Raw genomic sequence first — 17713 nt, forward strand, 5'->3', positions numbered from 1 at the left:
CCAGTCTAGCCGCGGCGGTATTCGCCGGAATCCGTCTAGGGATTGATCGGGATCTCGAGCGTGCCCGAGGTCTGCGAGGTGATCCCGCCGGCACAGGTGGCCACGAACGACACCGTCGCGGTGGTGCCCGGGTCGCCGAGGGTGATCTCGAACGTCGTCTCCTCGGGCTCGAGCTGCACGGAGGTGGGCGTCGCACCGGTGATCGTGAACGAGTAGCCGCTGCGCGCGTAGCCGTCGGGGCACCCGGTGTAGGGCACGATCTCGATCGAGACGATGTCGCCCGAGTTGCGGTCGGGCGTGCTCGCCGAGACGGTCGGCTTCGCCGGCGGGGCGGGCGGCTGGAACGAATCCCACAGCACGACCGTGATGGCCGAGCCCTTGCGCACGTTGCCGACCGGCTTGATGTCCTGCACCTTGCCCTCGTCGGAGGGGTTGAGCGCGTGAGGCCCGGTGGCGGGCGTGACCGAGAAGTTGCCGCCCGACTCGTCGAGCTTGGCGAGCGCCTCGTCGTAGCTGAGCCCGAGGAAGTCGTCGCGCACGAGCCGCACCGTGTCGGCGGTGGGGGTGTCGGTGGGCGTGGTCGGGGTCGTCGGCGTGGTCGGCGGAGGCGAGGTCGGATCGTCGTCGCCGGGGTTCGGCTGCACAGCGAAGACGATGATGATCGCGATGAGCGCGACGGCGAGCAGCGACACGATCGCGATGAGCGGCCACATCCAGGGGCTGCGGCGGCGCTGGTGCTCGACGGGCTCCGCGGCGGCGGCGCCCGGGGTGGCCGAGGGGAGCACGCGAGTGGCGGCGGTGGCGGCCGCCGCGAGAGCCGCGGCACCCGCTCCGACGCCCGGCACGGCCGCGGCGGCACCGGCGACGTCGCCGCGGCGCAGCGCCTGGGCCGCGCGCGCGAGGTGCGCGGCGGTCGCCGGGCGGTCCTCCGGGCGCTTCGCGATGCACGAGTAGACGAGGTTGCGCACCGGCTCCGAGATCGTGACCGGCAGGTCCGGCGGCGCCTCGTTGATCTGCGCCATCGCGATCGCCACCTGCGACTCGCCCGTGAAGGGGCGGCGACCCGCGAGCGCCTCGTAGGCGACGATGCCGAGCGAGTAGATGTCGGTCGACGGGGAGGCCGGGTGACCGCTCGCCTGCTCGGGCGAGAGGTACTGCACGGTGCCCATCACCTGGCCGGTCGCGGTCAGCGGCACCTGATCCGCGATCCGGGCGATGCCGAAGTCGGTGATCTTGACGCGTCCGTCGGGCGTGATGAGCAGGTTGCCGGGCTTGATGTCGCGGTGCACGAGGCCCGCCGAGTGCGCGGCCTGCAGGGCGGATGCCGTCTGGGCCACGATGTCGAGCACGCGGTCGGTCGAGAGCACCTTCTCGCGCTCGAGCACCGTCGAGAGCGCCTCGCCCGGCACGAGCTCCATGACGAGGTAGGCGGAGCCGTCCTCCTCGCCGTAGTCGAAGACGTTCGCGATGCCCTCGTGGTTGACGAGGGCGGCGTGCCGGGCCTCGGCGCGGAAGCGCTCGAGGAAGCCCGGGTCGCCCAGGTACTCGTCCTTGAGGATCTTGATGGCGACGGTGCGCCCGATGACGAGGTCGGTGGCCTGCCAGACCTCGCCCATGCCGCCGATCGCGATCCGGCTCGACAGCTGGTAACGCCCCCCGAAGGTGAGGCCGCTCGTGGGTCTCATCTGTTCAGCACCGCCTCTATGACCTTCTTCGCGATCGGGGCCGCGATTCCATTGCCGGACCCGTTCTGCCCCCGTCCGGCACCGTCCTCGAGGAGCACCGTGATCGCGACCTGGGCGTCTTCGGCGGGGGCGAATCCGGTGAACCAGAGGGTGTAGGGCTCATCCTCGCCGTTCTGCGCTGTGCCCGTCTTGCCCGCGACGTCGACACCACTGATTCTGGCACCACTCGCGGCGCCGGAGTCCACATTCGACACCATCATCTGAATCATGCTCGCAGACACCTCCGGGGTGATCGGATGCCCGTAGACGGACGGCTCGAACTCCTGCAGCACCGAGAGATCCGGCGCCGTGACCCGCTCGACGAGGTTCGGACGCATGAGCTCGCCGCCGTTGGCGACCGCGGCCGACACCATCGCCATCTGCAGCGGGCTCACCCGGTTGTTGCCCTGGCCGAACGACTGCAGCATGAGCTGGGCCGTGCTCTCCGGCTCGGGGAACACGCTCGGCTCCACCCGCATCGGCACCTCGAGCTCCGGATCCTCGAAGCCGAAGGCGCGGGCCTGCTCGTCGATCGCGTCGTAGCCGAGCTCCTCGCCGAGCTCGGCGAACGGGATGTTGCAGGACAGCCGGAAGGCCGTGGCGATCGTGACCGTCTCGCCGCCGCCGCAGGTGGCGCTGTTCTGGTTGGTGATCGTGGTGCTCGTGCCCGGCAGCACAAGGCTCGTCGGGTTGGGCAGGGTGCTGTCGCCCGTGTAGTCGCCCGTCATGAGGGCGGTCGCGGTCATGACGACCTTGAAGGTGGAGCCGGGCGGGTTGAGGTCGCCCTGGATGGTGCGGTTGATGAGCGGATCGCGCTCGTCGGCGAGCAGCTGCTCGTAGTTCTGCAGCACGACCGACTGGTCGTGCCCGGCGAGCAGGTTCGGGTCGAACGAGGGCTTCGACACCATCGCGAGGATGCGTCCGGTCGACGGCTCGATCGCGACGATCGCCCCCTGGTAATCGCCGAGCGCATCCCACGCCGCCTGCTGGATGACGGGGTCGACCGTGACCTGCACGGTCGCGCCCTTCGGGTTCTGCCCCGTGAGGATCGAGTTCAGGCGGTCGAGGAACTGCTGGTTGGCGCGGCCGCTGAGGTACTCGTTGAGGCTGCCCTCGATGCCGGTGTTCTCGCCGTTGAGGGTGAAGTAGCCGGTGACGGGGGCGTACAGCTCGCCCTGCGGGTACACGCGCTGGTACTTGTAGGCGTCATCCGACTTCACGGACTGGGCGATGGTCGTGTCGCCCGCGATGATCTGCCCGCGCTCGGCCGAGAAGCTCGCGTAGAGCGTGCGGACGTTGCGCGAGTCGGCCTGCAGGTTCTCCTGCTCGACCACCTGGATGACGGTCGACGAGGTGAACAGCGCCACGAACATGGCGAGCACGAGCAGGCTGATCCGGCGCAGCTCCTTGTTCATGCGGCACCCCCCTCGACGACGGCGTGCGGCTGCTGCCGCACCGAGTCGGAGAGTCGCAACAGCAGGGCGACGATGATCCAGTTGGCGACGAGCGAGGAGCCGCCCGCGGCGAGGAACGGGGTCGTGAGGCCTGTGAGCGGGATGAGGCGGGTCACGCCGCCGACCACGATGAACACCTGCAGGCCCACCACGAACGACAGGCCCACCGCGAGGAGGCGACCGAAGTCGTCCTGCCCGGCCACGCCGATCCGGAACCCGCGCGCCACGAACACGAGGTAGAGGGCGAGGATCGCGAACAGGCCGATGAGCCCGAGCTCCTCGCCGAGGCTCGCGATGATGTAGTCGCTCTCGGCGAGCGGCACGATGTCGGGCCGCCCGCGGCCGAGGCCCGTGCCGACGAGGCCGCCGTCGGCGAGGCCGAAGAGGCCCTGCACGAGCTGGTAGCTGCCGCCGTCGCGGTCGTAGACCTCGGGGTTGAAGGCGTCGAGCCAGTTGTGGAAGCGGCCCTGCACGTAGGGCAGCAGGCGGCTCGCCAGCCAGCCGCCCGCCGCGAACAGCGCGAGGCCGATGAGCACCCAGCTCGCCCGCCCCGTCGCGACGTACAGCATCACGAGGAACAGGCCGAAGTAGAGCAGCGCGGTGCCGAGGTCGCGCTGCAGCACGATGACGCCCATCGACAGCACCCAGACGACGAGGATCGGCCCGAGGTCGCGCGCCCGGGGGAAGCGGATGCCGAGGATGCGCCGCCCGACGAACGAGAGCGAATCCCGGGCCGTCACGAGGTAGCCGGCGAAGAACACCGCGAGGGCGATCTTCGCGAGCTCGCCCGGCTGGAACGAGAACACGCCCACGCGGATCCACACGTCGGCGTTCGCCCCCGTGTCGCCGATGCCCGGCAGCACCGGCAGCAGCAGCAGCACGAGCGCCACGAACATCGCGATGTAGCGGTAGCGCTGCAGCACGCGGTGGTTGCGCACGATGAGGAGCCCCGCGATGGCGAGCGCGAGCGCGATCGAGGTCCACGCCACCTGCCGCACCGCGAACGCGGCCCAGCCGGTGTGACCCTCGGCGATGTCGAGCCGGTGGATCATGGCGATGCCGAGGCCGTTGAGGAACGCGGCGATCGGCACGACGAACGGGTCCGCCTCGCGTGCGACGACCCGCTCGACCACGTGCAGCAGCAGCACGAGCGCGGCCGGGATCGCCACGAGCGGCAGCATGTCGGGCTGCACCTCGCCGATCGCGCCGAGCTCGACGAGCGCGATCGCGGAGGCGGCGAGCCCGAGCGCGACGACGATGAGCCACAGCTCGAGGTTGCGCAGCCGGGCGCGTGTGCGCAGCCGGATGCGTATGGTTCCGGTGAAGGTCGACACGCGGCCGCCGGCCGGTGCCGGGCTGCCGATCGCGCTCGTCTCGGGCGCCGACACGTCAGTCCCCCGCCGCCGCCGAGAGGCGGTCGACGATCTCGTGGGCGTCGCGCAGGCTGTCGGCGCTGATGGTGTTCTCCACCGCCTCCTGCTGGTACAGCGGGAGGTCGTCGACCGCGATCGAGGTGGTCTGGTAGACCCGCGAGAGCGAGATCGGTCCGATCGACTGCTGCACGCCCTGGAAGATCGCGACGTTGCCCTCGCTCACCCCGACGAAGTAGTGCATCTGCGTCCAGCGGTAGCCGAGGTAGCCGGCCAGCACGATCGCGGCCGCCGCGAGGCCCACGCCCACCGCCCACAGCACGCGACGCCGGATGGCGCGGCGACGGTCCTCCTCGATGAGCTCGTCGAGGTAGCTCTCGCTCTCGGGCTCGAAGTGCGCGTCGTCGGGGGCGCTCGCCTTGAGCGGATGCAGCAGCAGGGTGGGCAGGCGGATCGGTCGCCGCGCCACCTCCTCCTGGCCGAAGCTGAGCGGCTGCGCGGCCGAGCCGACGAACACGGGTGCCGCGCCGGACGCCCCCTCGGAGTCGTCGATGTCGATGAGCAGCACGGTGACGTTGTCGGGGGCGCCGTGGTCGAGGCTCTCCTTGACGAGACGGTCGGCCGCGCCCTGCGCGGTGCGGATCGTGCCGAGGATCTGCACGATCTTCTCGTCGGAGACGTAGCCCGACAGACCGTCGGAGCACAGCATCCACCGGTCGCCCGGGCGGATGTCGAGCACGGCCGTGTCGATCTCGGGGGAGGCGTCGACGTCGCCGAGCACCCGCATGAGCACCGCGCGCCGGGGGTGCACGGCGGCCTCCTCGGGGGTGATGCGACCGGATTCGACGAGGCGCTGCACGAAGGTGTGGTCGGTCGTGATCTGCTCGAGCTCGCCCTCGCGGAAGCGGTAGACGCGCGAGTCGCCGATGTGGGCGAGGGCGAGGCGGTCGCCCACCCGCACGAGCGCCGACACCGTCGTGCCCATGCCGGTGAGCTCGTTGTGCTCGAAGACCGTCTCGGCGAGGAGCCCGTTGGCGGCGATGAGCGCCGACTGCAGCGCCTCGACCGCCTCCTCGGGGCTCGCGTAGCCCTGGTCGGCCTCGGCCACCCGCTGCGCGGCGATCGCGCTCGCGACGTCGCCGCCCGCGTGCCCGCCCATGCCGTCGGCGACGAGGTAGAGGTGGCGACCCAGGTACCCGGAGTCCTGGTTGCTCGCGCGGATCTTCCCGACGTGGGAGACGGCCGCGGTCGTGGGAGTCGTCGCCACCCGGTTACCGCCGCAACTCGAAGCTCGTCGTGCCGATCGTCACCGTCGATCCCGGCGGCACCGGGGTGGGGAGGGTGACGCGGGTGCCGTCGAGGAAGGTGCCGTTGGTGGAGTCGAGGTCCTGCACGACCCACTCGTCGTTCCACAGCATGAGCCGGGCGTGGTGGGTGGAGGTGTAGTCGTCGCGGATGACGAGCCCCGACTCGCCCGAGCGGCCGATCGTGAGCTGCTCGGCGGGCAGGTCGATCTCCATGCCCTCCTTCGGGCCGGAGGTGATGACCAGGCGGCGCGGGGTGCCCGCGCCGGCCTGCGGGGCCGCACGGTGCGGCTCGGGCAGCACGGCGACCGGGGCGGGCGCGGGCGTCGTCGCGACGGGGCTCGCCGGGAACGCGGGTGCGGCGGCCGGCTCGGGGAGCTTCTTGCGGGCGCGGTCGCCGAACAGGTCGGAGCGCAGCGCGTAGACCACCATGAACACGAACGCCCACATGAGGATGAGGAACGCGAGCCGCAGCACGAGCAGCGTCAACTCGCTCATCGCTGCCTCCCCGCCTCGGGGGATGCGGTCTCGGCCGACTGGGCGAGCACGCGGAAGACGATGCGGGTGCGGCCGATCTCGATGACCGAGTCGGGCTCGAGCACCGCCTTCGTGACGGGCCGCCCGTTGAGCTTCGAGCCGTTCGTCGAGCCGAGGTCGGAGACCTGGCCGCGGGTGCCGTCCCACAGCACCTCGACGTGCTGCCGGGAGGTGCCGGTGTCGTCGATCGTGATGTCGGCATCCGACCCGCGCCCGATGACGGTGCGGCCCTTGGCGAGCGGGTAGCGCTTGCCGCCGATGTCGAGCACGGGCGCCCAGACGACGGCGCCCTTGACGTTCTCGGAGTCGATGCGCACGATGCCGGCCGAGAGGCTCGGGTCGCGCTCGAGGCGGATGTCGATGCCGCCCGCGAACGCGTAGCGCTGGGCGGTGGCGTGCTGCTGCACGAGCTGCGTGAACTCGTCGACGAGGGCGGGGCCGAGGCCCGTCATCCGCTCGTAGTCGGAGGGCGAGAGCCGCACCGCGAACCGGTTGGGCACCAGGATGCGGTCGCGCGAGACGACGGCCGCCTTCGTGTCGAGCTCGCGGCGGAGCGCCGCGGTCACCTCGAGGGGTTGCAGACCGCTCTTGAAGGTCTTGGCGAACGCACCGTTGACGACGCGCTCCAAGCCCTTCTCGAACTCGTCGAGAATCCCCAAGGGTCTCCTCTCGGCAGGCGCGGCCAGTCCGCCCGGCGCACTCGAACAGTCCGATGGTAGTCGGCTCCTCGCCGCACGGCCTCCGCCGCACGGCTGCGCCGTGTCGCCCGAGCGGCGGATTCGGGGGTGCGGACAAGTCGGTGCGTCCCCCGGTTCCGCCGCCGATCGGCCTCCCGGGCGGCGCATGATAGTCTCGCTAGGCTGTTCCGCTTCGGCGGTTCCACGCGCGAGTGGTGAAATGGCAGACACGCTGGCTTCAGGTGCCAGTGCTCGCAAGGGCGTGCGGGTTCAAGTCCCGCCTCGCGCACCACCCCAGGGGCGGTCATCTTCGGATGCCGCCCCTGTCTCTTTCCCCTACTCCTCCGTGGGGATCGGCTCGGCGGGGAGCTTGCGCACCTTGGCGCGGCGACGGCGGCGCTCGGGGATCATGCCGCGCATCTCCTCGAGCTTGCCGAAGCACAGCAGCCGGTCGCCCGCCTCGAGCAGCTGCCCCTTGCGGGGGTTCGGGATGACGCTCGCGCCGCGGTGCAGGGTGAGCACCGTGATGTCGCGCTCCCAGAGGCCGGATTCGCCGAGCGTCTTGCCGACGAGCTCGGCGTTGGTGTGCACGAGCAGCTCGGCCACGCCGTAGCCGGTCGACACCGAGAGGCGCTGGCGCACGTCGATCTCGGGGAAGGCGACCTGGCCGGCGATGTAGTCGATGATGGCGCCCGCCACATCCAGCTGCGTCGCCTCCTCGATGCCCTGCAGGCCGGGCGAGGAGTTCACCTCCATGACGAGCGGGCCGTCCGCCCCCTCGAGCATGTCGACGCCCGCCACCCGGAGGCCCATGATCTGCGCCGAGCGCACGGCGACCTGCGCGTACTCGGGCGAGAGGTCGACCTTCTCGACCGTGCCGCCGCGGTGCACGTTCGAGCGGAACTCGTCGCCCTGGGCGGTGCGCCGCATCGCCGCGACGACCCGGTCGCCGACGACGAGCGCGCGGATGTCGCGGCCCTTGCTCTCCTGCACGAAGTGCTGGATGAGCACGTTCTGGTTCGTCGACTGCAACGTCTCGATGATCGCCTCGGCGACCTTCACGCCGGGGGCGAGGATGACGCCGATGCCCTGGGTGCCCTCGAGCAGCTTGATGACGACGGGCGCACCCCCGACGCGTTCGATCGCGGGGCGCACGTCCGCGCGGTTGCGCACGAACGTCGTCGCCGGCATCCCGATGTTGTGCCGCGACAGGATCTGGGTGGCCCGCAGCTTGTCGCGCGCGTTCGAGATGCCGTTGGCGGTGTTCGGCGTGTAGACGTCCATCTGCTCGAACTGGCGCACCACGGCGGTGCCGAAGTAGGTGATGGAGGCGCCGATGCGCGGCAGGATCGCGTCGTAGTCGGAGAGCGGCTTGCCGCGGTACTGCAGGTCGGGCTCGTCGCCCGTGAGGTCGATCCCGAAGCGCAGGGTGTTGAGCACCCGCACCTCGTGCCCGCGCTGCTGCGCCGCGGCGCGGAGGCGCTGCGTCGAGTAGGCGCGGGGCGCGCGCGAGAGGATCGCGAGTTTCATGGGTGGGCCCCTGCCAGAATGTTGCGGTGAGCGAGCGAACCCATTCAAACACCCTCGCGGGCTGGCGCGAGTGGGTGCAGCTGCCGGATGTGGGCGTGCCGTGGATCAAGGCGAAGCTCGACACCGGCGCGCAGACCTCGTCCATCCACGCCTACGAGGTGGAGGCCTTCGATCGCGACGGCGAGGCGTGGGTGCGGTTCCGCATCCGCCCCTGGCAGAAGTCGGATGCCGACGAGGCCGAGGTGGAGTGCCCGGTGCTCGACGTGCGCCGCGTGCGCAGCTCCTCCGGGCACGTCGAGGAGCGCTTCGTGGTGTCGCTGCCGCTCGTGCTCGTCGGCCACCGCGTCGATGCGGAGGTGACCCTCAGCAACCGCGACGCGATGGGCTTCCGGATGCTCATCGGGCGCGAGGCGCTCAGCCGCGGCTACGTCGTCGACTCGGCCCGCTCGTTCCTCGGCGACCGGGCCCCGCGGCCCATGCGCCGCCGCAACCGCGGCGCGGCGTAGTCCCGCGCGCCATAGGACGGCATCCGCTCTGTGCCATGCGCACAGTGCGGACCCCGACCCCGGTGTAAGCGCACCTGGCCCGCGGGCGTGCCGCGCTCCTAGCGTGGGAGCATGCCGCAGACCGCCGCCCCACCCCGCCTCACCGAGGTGACCGCCGACGACATCGAGGCGCTCGCCGCCGGAACCGCCGTGTTCGGCACCGGCGGCGGCGGATCCGTCTACACCTCGCGCATCGTCGTCGAGCAGGCGCTGCGCGAGCGTGGACCCGTGCAGCTCGTGACGGTCGACGAGCTCACCGACGACGACACCGTCATCCTCATGTCGGGCATCGGCGCCCCCACCGTCGGCATCGAGATGCTCACCGCCGCCGAGCAGGTCGAGACGCTGCTGCGGGTCTCGGAGCGCGCGGCGGGCCGCCCCATCACGACCCTCATGGCGGCCGAGATCGGCGGCAGCAACGGCGTCGGCCCGATCGGCTGGGCGTCGCAGCTGGGCCTCAAGGTGCTCGACGCCGACGGCATGGGTCGCGCCTACCCGGATGCCGCGATGATCTCCATGAACGTCGCCGGCCTGCCGTGCGACTTCGCGGTGCTCTCGGATGTGATCGGCAACGTCTCCGTGCTCGAGACGGTCGACCTGCACTGGCTCGAGCGCCTCGCCCGCGTCCTCACGATCGCGAGCGGCTCCATCTGCCTCGGCACCCACTACCCCATGACGCGCGAGACCGCGCGCGGCGCCGTCATCGAGGGCACCGTGAGCGCCGCCATCCGCGTCGGCCGAGCGCTGCTCGCCGCCGCCGAGCCGGTGTCGGCGATCGCCGAGGCGATGGGGGGCGAGATCCTCCTGACGGGCAAGATCACCGACCTCGACCGGCGCACCGAGACGGGTTTCACGCGTGGCAGCGTCACCATCACGGGTCTCGGCGACGACCGCGGCCGGGTGCAGAGCATCGAGCTGCAGAACGAGAACCTCGTCGTGGTCGAAGACGGCCGGGTCGTGGTGAGCGTGCCCGACAACGTCACCCTCGTCGACGCCGAGACCGGCCACGCCATCACGACCGAGATGCTGCGCTTCGGGCAGCGGGTGGCCGTGCTCGCCTGGCCGGCCGACCCGCTGTGGCGCAGTCCGCGCGGCCTCGAGCTCGCCGGTCCGCGCGCCTTCGGCCTCGACATCGACTACACCCCCTTCGAGCTGGGAGCACGATGAGCACCGCACGCGACCTCTCCATCGGCGTCGACGTCGGCGGCACCAACACGGATGCCGCGGTCATCGACCAGGCGGGCACCGTGCTCGCGCGCACCAAGCAGGCCACGACCGACGACGTGACGGGCGGCATCCGGGCGGGCATCTCGCACGTGCTCGCCGAGCTCGGCGAAGACCGTTCGCGCGTGGCACGCGTGATGCTCGGCACCACCCACGCCACCAACGCGATCGTGCAGCGGCGCGGCCTCGACCGGGTGGCCGCCATCCGGCTCGGCGCGCCGGCGACGACCGCCTACCCGCCGCTGCTCGGCTGGCCGAGCGACCTCGCGCACCTCGTGCTGGCCGGCTCGGCCATGATCCGCGGCGGCAACATGGTCGACGGCACGCCCATCGCCCCGCTCGACCGCGACGGCATCCGGCGCTTCCTCGACGAGGTCGGGCAGGTCGACGCCGTCGCCGTGGCGGGGGTGTTCAGCCCCTCGACGCCCGAGCAGGAGCAGGAGGTGGGCGAGCTCATCCGGGCACACCTCGGGGCCGACGCTCGGGTGTTCCTCAGCCACGACATCGGCCCCACGGGCCTGCTCGAGCGCGAGAACGCGACCGTGCTGAACGCGGCCCTGTACTCGGTGGCGCGCGCCGTGACCGAGGCGCTCGTCACGGTCGTCGCCGAGGAGGGGCTGGACGCGCAGACCTTCTTCGCGCAGAACGACGGCACCCTCATGTCGCTCGAGTACGCGGAGCAGTTCCCCGTGCTCACGATCGGCTCCGGCCCCGCCAACTCGATCCGCGGCGCCGCCTTCCTCTCCGGCGTCGAGAACGGCATCGTCATCGACGTGGGCGGCACCACCTCCGACCTCGGCGTCGTCGTCGACGGCTTCCCGCGCGAGTCGACCACCCCGCGCGACATCGGGGGCGTGCGCACCAACTTCCGGATGCCCGACATCCTGAGCCTCGGCATCGGCGGCGGCACGATCGTCGACCCGACCACCGGCGCGGTCGGGCCCGGCTCGGTCGGGCACCGCATCACGAGCGAGGGGCTGCTGTTCGGCGGGGCGACGCCGACGCTCACGGATGCCGCCTCGCTCGCGGGCGCGGCGGTCGCCGGGCGGCGGCTGCCCGAGCAGCCCGCGGCGATCGCCGACGCGCTGCGGGCCGGCCTCGCCGTCGCCCACGACCGGCTCGAGGCGGCCGTCGAGGCGCTCTCCTTCGGGCGCGGCGACCTGCCGCTCATCGTGGTCGGCGGGGGCGGGTTCCTCGTGCCGGACGCGCTCGCCGGGGTCGCGGACGTCATCCGCCCCCACGACGGCGCAGTCGCCAACGCGGTCGGCGCGGCGATCGCCCTCGCGGGCGGCCGGGCCGAGCACCTGAGCGTGCAGGAGGACCGCGCGAGCGCGATCGAGACCGCCTCGGCGGCCGCCATCGCGAAGGCCGTGCAGGCGGGCGCCGACCCGCGCACGGTCGAGATCGTCGAGGTGCTCGAGGCGCACGTCGCCTACGCGGACCGGCCCACCGTGCGGGTCTCGGTCAAGGCGGCGGGGCCGCTCGCGACCCTCGGGGAGCGGGTCGCGCGGTGACCGCGTTCACGGCGGATGCCGCGCTCGGCGAGGAGCTCGTCGCGCTGCGCCGCCGCCTGCACGCCCACCCCGAGGTGGGGCTGCAGACGCCGCGCACCCAGGCGGTGCTGCTCGAGGCGCTCGACGGCCTCGGGCTCGAGCTCACGACCGGCCGCGCGCTCACCTCGGTCACCGGGGTGCTGCGCGGGGCGCTGCCCGGCCCGACCGTGCTGCTGCGGGCCGACATGGACGGCCTGCCCGTCACCGAGACCACGGGGCTGGAGTTCGCCTCCGCCGACGGCACGATGCACGCCTGCGGGCACGACCTGCACATGGCGGGGCTCGTGGGCGCCGCCCGGATGCTGGCCGCACGTCGCGCGGAGCTGCCCGGCACCGTGGTGTTCATGTTCGAGCCCGGCGAGGAGGGCTTCGCGGGCGCCCGCACGATGATCGAGGAGGGCGTGCTCGAGGCCTCGGGCGAGCGACCCGTCGCGGCGTACACGATCCACGTCGACTGCGTCACGCCGTTCGGCAGCGCCGTCACCCGCACGGGCACGATCATGGCGAGCGCGAGCGTGCTGCGCATCCGGGTCGCGGGCACCGGCGGGCACGCCGCCTACCCGCACCACGCGGTCGACCCCGTGCCGGTCGCGGCCGAGATCGTGCTCGCCATCCAGACGTTCGCGGCGCGCCGCATCCCCGCGGTCGACCCGGCCGTCATCTCGGTCACCCGCATCTCGTCCGACTCGCTCGCGAGCAACGTGCTCGCGGCATCCGTCGACCTCGAGGCCAACATCCGCACCCTCTCGCGCGGGGCGCTCGCGACCATCCGCGGCGAGCTGCCGACGCTCGTCACGGCGATCGGCGAGGCGCACGGCTGCACGATGACGGTCGAGTTCGTCGACTCGTACCCGGTGACCGTCAACGACCCCGCCGAGACGGCGCGCGTGCTCGAGGTGCTCGGCGAGCGCTACGGCGATCGGCTCGTGCTGCTGCCGGAGCCGGGCATGGCCTCCGAGGACTTCGCCTTCGTGCTCGAGGAGGTCCCCGGCACGCTCGTGTTCCTCGGGGTGCAGGCCGAGGGCGCGACCGCCCCCATGCACTCGGAGGGCGCCGTCTTCGACGACTCGGGCCTCGCCGAGCACGCCGCGACCTTCGCCGAGCTCGCCTGGCGCCGCCTCCACGACATCCGCTGACCGGTCGGTTTTCGGCCCCATTCCGGCGGTTTGACGCGAGAAACCGACCGGTCAGCGACGGGGGCTGAGGCGCTCGGCGGCTCGGGCGATGAGGGCGTCGGGCGCGGTGAGGGAGAAGCGGACGTGATGCGGGGTGTGGGTGCCGTAGAAGTGGCCCGGCACCGCGAGGACGCCGAGACGCGCGAGGCGGTCGACGCTCTCCCAGGCGTCGCGGTCCTCGGTGGTCCACAGGAACAGGCCCGCCTCGCTGCCCTCGATGCGGAAGCCCGCGGCGGCGACCGCCTCGGCCAGACGGATGCGGCGGGCCCGGTACAGCTCCTTCTGGGCCGCCACGTGCGCGTCGTCGCGCAGCGCCGCCACCATCGCGGCCTGCACGGGCGTCGGCGGCCACAGGCCGATGTGCAGGCGCGGCTCCCGGATGCGGGCGACGATCCCGGCATCCCCCGCGAGGAAGGCGGCGCGGTAGCCGGCGAGGTTCGACTGCTTGCTGAGCGAGTACACCGAGACGAGGCCCGTGACGTCGCCGTCGCACACCGCCGGGTCGAGGATGCTCGGGATGCGCCCGCTCGCCCACTCCCCCTCCCAGCCGAGCTCGGCGTAGCACTCGTCGAGCGCGAGGATCGCCCCGAGCTCGCGCGCCCGCGCGACGGCCGCGCGCAGGGCGTCCACGCCGAGCACCCGGCCATCCGGGTTGCCGGGCGAGTTGATCCACGCGAGCCGGGTGTTCTCGGGCCACTCGGCGGGGTCGTCGCTCGCCACCGGCTCGGCCCCCGCGAGCCGCGCGCCCACGGCGTACGTCGGGTAGGCGGCACGCGGATGCACGACCGCGTCGCCCGCGCCGATGCCCACGAGCAGCGGCAGCAGGGCGATGAGCTCCTTCGAGCCGATCGTCGGCAGCACGTTCGCCGTGCCGAGCCCCGGCACACCCCGGCGTCGGGCGTACCAGGCCACGATCTCCTCGCGCAGCACGGGCGTGCCCTCGAGCTGCGGGTAGGAGTGCGCGTTCGCACCCGCCGCGATCGCGCGCTGCACGACGTCGGGCACCGGGTCGACGGGGTTCCCGATCGCGAGGTCGACGATGCCCTCCGGATGCGCGCGGGCGAGCTCCGCGTAGGGCGCGAGCGAGTCCCAGGAGTAGGCGTCGAGAGCGGTTGCCACGGTGTCCCTCCAGCGTCAGGCCGACTCGACGAGCGGCAGCGCCTCGACGAGCACGCTCGGCGTGCCGAAGCGGTGCGCGGTGATCGCCACGGCCTGCTCGCGCAGGAACGGCAGCAGCTCGACGCGTCCCGACTCGGTCACCTGCTGGTCGTAGACGGCCACGTCGGGGCGCCCGCCGATCGCCGTCAGCAGCTCCTCCGCGCGCCCGCCCACGAGGCGGATGCGGGCGTCGCGGAGGCCGGCCGTCCCCTGCTGGAAGGTCGCGGCATCCTCGGTGCGGATGCCGACGCCGGCCGCGCGGAGGGTGGCCTCCTCGGACGGCGAGAGGGCCGCGCTCGACGAGAGGGTGATCGCCGAGCCGCTCACGAGGCCCGCGAGGATCACCCGCGCCACCTCGACGGGATCCGCTCCGGCCTCGGCGCGCACGGTGACGGGCACGGGGCGGTAGCGGAAGGCGTTGCGCTCGGCGCTGAGACCGGAGACGTCGCGCACCGTGCCGAACTCGGTCGACCAGGCGCGGCGGTCGCTCGCGGCGGAGCGCAGCAGGCGGGAGCGGGCGCCCGAGCCGCGGGCGCCGAACACCGAGACGATGCGGTCGGCGCGCGGCTCGAGCGCGGGCATCGCGTCGAGGGCGGGCGCGGGGCGCACCGTGCCGAGCCCGAGCAGGTAGCTGGGGCCGCCGGCCTTCGTGCCGGGGCCGACGACCGAGCGCTTCCAGCCGCCGAAGGGCTGGCGCTGCACGATGGCACCCGTCGTGCCGCGGTTGACGTAGAGGTTGCCCGCCTCGACGCGGTCGATCCAGCGGGCGATCTCGCCCGCGTCGAGCGAGTGCAGCCCCGCCGTCAAGCCGTAGTCGACCGCGTTCTGCAGCTCGAGGGCCTCGTCGAGGGTGGCGGCTTGCATGATGCCGAGCACCGGCCCGAAGTACTCGGTGAGGTGGAACTCGGATCCGGGACGCACGCCGGTCTTGATGCCGGGGGTCCACATCCGCCCCTCCGCGTCGAGCTTGCGCGGCTCGAGCAGCCAGCTCTCGCCGGGGGCGAGGCTCGTGAAGGCGTCGAGCAGCTTGCCGTCGGCGGGCGCGATGATCGGGCCCATGCGGCTCGCCGGGTCGGCGGCCTCGCCGACCGGCATCGAGCGCACGGCGTCGAGCAGCTGCTCGCGGAAGCGGCGCGAGTCGGCGACCGAGCCGACGAGGATCACGAGCGAGGCCGCCGAGCACTTCTGGCCCGCGTGCCCGAACGCCGAGTACGCGACGTCGCGCACGGCGAGGTCGAGGTCGGCCGAGGGGGTGACGACGATCGCGTTCTTGCCGCTCGTCTCGGCGAGCAGCTTCAGCCCCGGCCGGAAGCCGCGGAACAGCTCCGCCGTCTCGTAGCCGCCCGTGAGGATCACCTGGTCGACGCGCCCGTCGGCGATGAGCGTCTCGCCGAGCCCCGCGTCGCCGAGCGCCACGAACTGCAGCGCCTCGCGCGGCACCCCGGCATCCCACAGCGCCTCGGCGAGCACCGCCGCCGTGCGCGCCGTGCGCCGGGCGGGCTTGAAGACGACGGCCGAACCGGCGGCGAGGGCCGCGAGGGCGCCGCCCGCCGGGATCGCGAGCGGGAAGTTCCACGGCGGCACGACGAGCGTCACCTGCGCCGGCACGAACTCGGCGCCGTCGAGGTGCTCGAGTTCGCGCGAGCGCTCGGCGTAGTAGTGGGCGAAGTCGATCGCCTCCGACACCTCGGGGTCGGACTGGTCGACCGTCTTGCCGCCCTCGGCGGCCATGATCTCGACGAAGGCGCCGCGGCGCTCTTCGAGCAGCTCGCCCGCGCGGTGCAGGATGGCGGCGCGCTCCGCGGCGCCGCGTGCGGCCCACGGGCCCGCGGCGGTGACCGCCGTGGCGAGCACGCGGTCGACACCCGCGGCATCCGGGATGGTGGATGCCGCGACGGTCGCGGCCCCGAGCTCGGTGCTGCGCGAGCGTTCGAGCGCGGCGCGCGCCCAGTCGCGGTTGGCGGCGACGGCCGGGTCGGTGTCGGGTGCGTTGTGGAAGCCGGGCTCCGCGGGCGCGGGCGGCTGCGTGCGGTCCTGCACGCGGTGCGGCGCGGGCACGGTGTCGTCGACGTCGGCGAGCGAGGCGAGGAAGCGGTCGCGCTCGCGGGCGAACAGCGGCTTGGAGCTCGCGAGCTCGAACACGGCCGACATGAAGTTCTCCGAGCTCGCGCCCTCCTCCAGGCGCCGGATCAGGTAGGCGATCGCCGAGTCGAAGTCGGATGCCGCGACGACGGGCGTGTAGAGCAGCAGAGAGCCGACGTCGCGACGCACCGCCTCGGCCTGCGCGGGGGCCATGCCGAGCAGCATCTCGATCTCCACGGCATCCGCGACCCCGCGCTCGGTCGCGAGGTGGCGGGCGTAGGCGAGGTCGAAGAGGTTGTGGCCCGCGACCCCGAGGCGCACGTCGGCGACGTGCTCGGGGCGGAGGGCGGCATCCAGCACCCGCTTGTAGTTGGTGTCGGTGGCCTGCTTGCTGTGCCAGGTGGCGAGCGGCCAGTCGTGCAGCGAGGCGTCGACGCGCTCCATGGGCAGGTTCGCGCCCTTCACCAGCCGCACCTTGATGCCCGCGCCGCCGGCCTCGCGGCGGGCGTGCGCCCAGTCGCGCAGCCGCAGGTAGGCGCCGAGCGCGTCCGGCAGGTAGGCCTGCAGCACGATGCCGGCCTCGAGGTTCCGCAGCTCGGGCTGGTCGAGGATGCGCTGGAAGACGGCGATCGTGAGGTCGAGGTCCTTGTACTCCTCCATGTCGAGGTTGACGAACTTCGCGGGTCGCGCCTCGACGGCCTGCCGGAAGAGCGGGCTGAGCGCCTCGACGATGTCGTCGACGGCCTCGTCGAAGGCCCACGGCGAGTGCGGGGCGACGGTCGCCGACACCTTGATCGAGACGTAGTCGACGTCGTCGCGGGCGAGCAGGCGGCGGGTGCCGTCGAGGCGGCGGTTCGCCTCGTGCGCGCCGAGCACGGCCTCGCCGAGCAGGTTGACGTTGGGGCGGGCGCCGCGCGCCCGGATGCGGCGGAGGGCCCGGCCGAGGCCGGGGTCGTTCGCGTCGATGACGAGGTGGGCGACCATGCCGCGCAGCACCGTGCGGGCGATCGGCACGACGATGCCCGGCAGGATCGGCGCGACGAGCCCGCCGAGGCGCAGCGCCGCGCGCAGCGGCCAGGCGAGGAAGCGCGGCGGGCGGGCGGCGAGGCGCGCGAGGTTGCGGGCGGCGACGCGGGAGTCCTCCGGGCGGATGACGCCGTCGACGAAGCCGACCGCGAAGTCGAGGCCGGCGGGGTCCTGCAGCAGCCCCGCGAGGTTCTTGGCGGAGGCGTCGACGGGCAGCTCGGCGGCGGCCTCGAGCCAGCGGCGCACCTGGGCGACGACGGCGTCGGCGGTCGCCTCGCGGTCGGCGAGGGCGGCGGGGGCGGCGGCGGATGCGGGCTTCGGCGGGGTCACGGCGCCAGTATGCGGCGGCGCATC

Annotated in this window: 13 protein-coding genes and 1 tRNA gene; 5 read left to right on the top strand and 9 right to left on the bottom strand. The window is 72.9% G+C overall.

From position 1 onward, the window contains the following. Positions 1–35: 35 nt before the first annotated feature. Genes D7I47_RS05985 through D7I47_RS06010 form a run of 6 tightly spaced genes read right to left on the bottom strand, consistent with a single transcriptional unit; the run spans position 36 to position 7048 of the window. Positions 36–1685: a protein kinase domain-containing protein gene (locus tag D7I47_RS05985; RefSeq protein WP_120762200.1), complete on the bottom strand. Its 1650-nt coding sequence runs from the start codon at positions 1683–1685 to the stop codon at positions 36–38. Beyond that, the gene (locus D7I47_RS05990; protein ID WP_120762201.1) at positions 1682–3139 is read right to left on the bottom strand and encodes a peptidoglycan D,D-transpeptidase FtsI family protein; all 1458 of its coding nucleotides are present in this window, start codon (positions 3137–3139) and stop codon (positions 1682–1684) included. Before D7I47_RS05990 ends, D7I47_RS05985 begins: the two co-directional genes overlap by 4 nt. Then, positions 3136–4512 carry an FtsW/RodA/SpoVE family cell cycle protein gene (locus tag D7I47_RS05995; RefSeq protein WP_227000953.1) on the bottom strand — a complete coding sequence of 459 codons (1377 nt, stop codon included), beginning with the start codon at positions 4510–4512 and terminating at the stop codon, positions 3136–3138. Before D7I47_RS05995 ends, D7I47_RS05990 begins: the two co-directional genes overlap by 4 nt. Before the next feature lie 55 nt (positions 4513–4567). Beyond that, positions 4568–5815, bottom strand: a complete 1248-nt coding sequence (locus tag D7I47_RS06000; protein ID WP_120762202.1) for a PP2C family protein-serine/threonine phosphatase — start codon at positions 5813–5815, stop codon at positions 4568–4570. Positions 5816–5819: 4 nt separating this feature from the next. Next, a complete protein-coding gene (locus D7I47_RS06005) occupies positions 5820–6350 on the bottom strand; it encodes an FHA domain-containing protein FhaB/FipA (RefSeq protein ID WP_120762203.1) in 531 nt (176 codons plus the stop codon). Continuing rightward, positions 6347–7048 carry an FhaA domain-containing protein gene (locus tag D7I47_RS06010; protein ID WP_120762204.1) on the bottom strand — a complete coding sequence of 234 codons (702 nt, stop codon included), beginning with the start codon at positions 7046–7048 and terminating at the stop codon, positions 6347–6349. Before D7I47_RS06010 ends, D7I47_RS06005 begins: the two co-directional genes overlap by 4 nt. A 224-nt stretch (positions 7049–7272) precedes the next feature. On the opposite strand from D7I47_RS06010, the gene D7I47_RS06015 reads away from it, so the two are divergent. After that, a tRNA-Leu gene (locus tag D7I47_RS06015) sits at positions 7273–7358 on the top strand. Between the two features lie 44 nt (positions 7359–7402). Here the strand turns inward: D7I47_RS06015 and D7I47_RS06020 are convergent. After that, complete coding sequence (locus tag D7I47_RS06020) at positions 7403–8596, bottom strand: RimK family alpha-L-glutamate ligase (protein WP_120762205.1); 1194 nt, start codon at positions 8594–8596, stop codon at positions 7403–7405. Between the two features lie 26 nt (positions 8597–8622). Between D7I47_RS06020 and D7I47_RS06025 the strand changes: the two genes are divergently transcribed. From D7I47_RS06025 to D7I47_RS06040, 4 genes are all read left to right on the top strand, one after another. Then, positions 8623–9102, top strand: coding sequence for an ATP-dependent zinc protease family protein (locus tag D7I47_RS06025; RefSeq protein WP_120762206.1), 480 nt, complete (start codon positions 8623–8625; stop codon positions 9100–9102). A gap of 111 nt (positions 9103–9213) precedes the next feature. Further along, positions 9214–10308: a DUF917 domain-containing protein gene (locus D7I47_RS06030; protein ID WP_120762207.1), complete on the top strand. Its 1095-nt coding sequence runs from the start codon at positions 9214–9216 to the stop codon at positions 10306–10308. Next, positions 10305–11879 (top strand): hydantoinase/oxoprolinase N-terminal domain-containing protein, encoded by a 1575-nt coding sequence (locus D7I47_RS06035; protein WP_120762208.1) that lies wholly within the window; start codon positions 10305–10307, stop codon positions 11877–11879. Before D7I47_RS06030 ends, D7I47_RS06035 begins: the two co-directional genes overlap by 4 nt. After that, positions 11876–13054, top strand: coding sequence for a M20 metallopeptidase family protein (locus D7I47_RS06040; RefSeq protein ID WP_120762209.1), 1179 nt, complete (start codon positions 11876–11878; stop codon positions 13052–13054). Before D7I47_RS06035 ends, D7I47_RS06040 begins: the two co-directional genes overlap by 4 nt. Before the next feature lie 51 nt (positions 13055–13105). Here D7I47_RS06040 and dapC read toward each other — a convergent pair whose 3' ends face one another. Continuing rightward, complete coding sequence (gene dapC, locus D7I47_RS06045) at positions 13106–14212, bottom strand: succinyldiaminopimelate transaminase (RefSeq protein ID WP_120762210.1); 1107 nt, start codon at positions 14210–14212, stop codon at positions 13106–13108. A gap of 15 nt (positions 14213–14227) precedes the next feature. Beyond that, entirely contained in the window at positions 14228–17689 is a 3462-nt protein-coding gene (locus D7I47_RS06050) for a bifunctional proline dehydrogenase/L-glutamate gamma-semialdehyde dehydrogenase (protein ID WP_120762211.1), read from the bottom strand. Positions 17690–17713 lie beyond the last annotated feature (24 nt).

The sequence above is a fragment of the Protaetiibacter intestinalis genome (assembly GCF_003627075.1).
Lineage (GTDB): Bacteria > Actinomycetota > Actinomycetes > Actinomycetales > Microbacteriaceae > Homoserinibacter > Homoserinibacter intestinalis.

What these genes read in the sequence shown, in the direction of transcription:
- D7I47_RS06035 (WP_120762208.1), top strand. Translation starts at nt 10,305, where the DNA reads ATGAGCACCGCACGCGACCTCTCCATCGGCGTCGACGTCGGCGGCACC.
- D7I47_RS05990 (WP_120762201.1), bottom strand. Translation starts at nt 3,139, where the DNA reads ATGAACAAGGAGCTGCGCCGGATCAGCCTGCTCGTGCTCGCCATGTTC.
- D7I47_RS06030 (WP_120762207.1), top strand. Translation starts at nt 9,214, where the DNA reads ATGCCGCAGACCGCCGCCCCACCCCGCCTCACCGAGGTGACCGCCGAC.
- D7I47_RS06020 (WP_120762205.1), bottom strand. Translation starts at nt 8,596, where the DNA reads ATGAAACTCGCGATCCTCTCGCGCGCGCCCCGCGCCTACTCGACGCAG.
- D7I47_RS05985 (WP_120762200.1), bottom strand. Translation starts at nt 1,685, where the DNA reads ATGAGACCCACGAGCGGCCTCACCTTCGGGGGGCGTTACCAGCTGTCG.
- D7I47_RS06005 (WP_120762203.1), bottom strand. Translation starts at nt 6,350, where the DNA reads ATGAGCGAGTTGACGCTGCTCGTGCTGCGGCTCGCGTTCCTCATCCTC.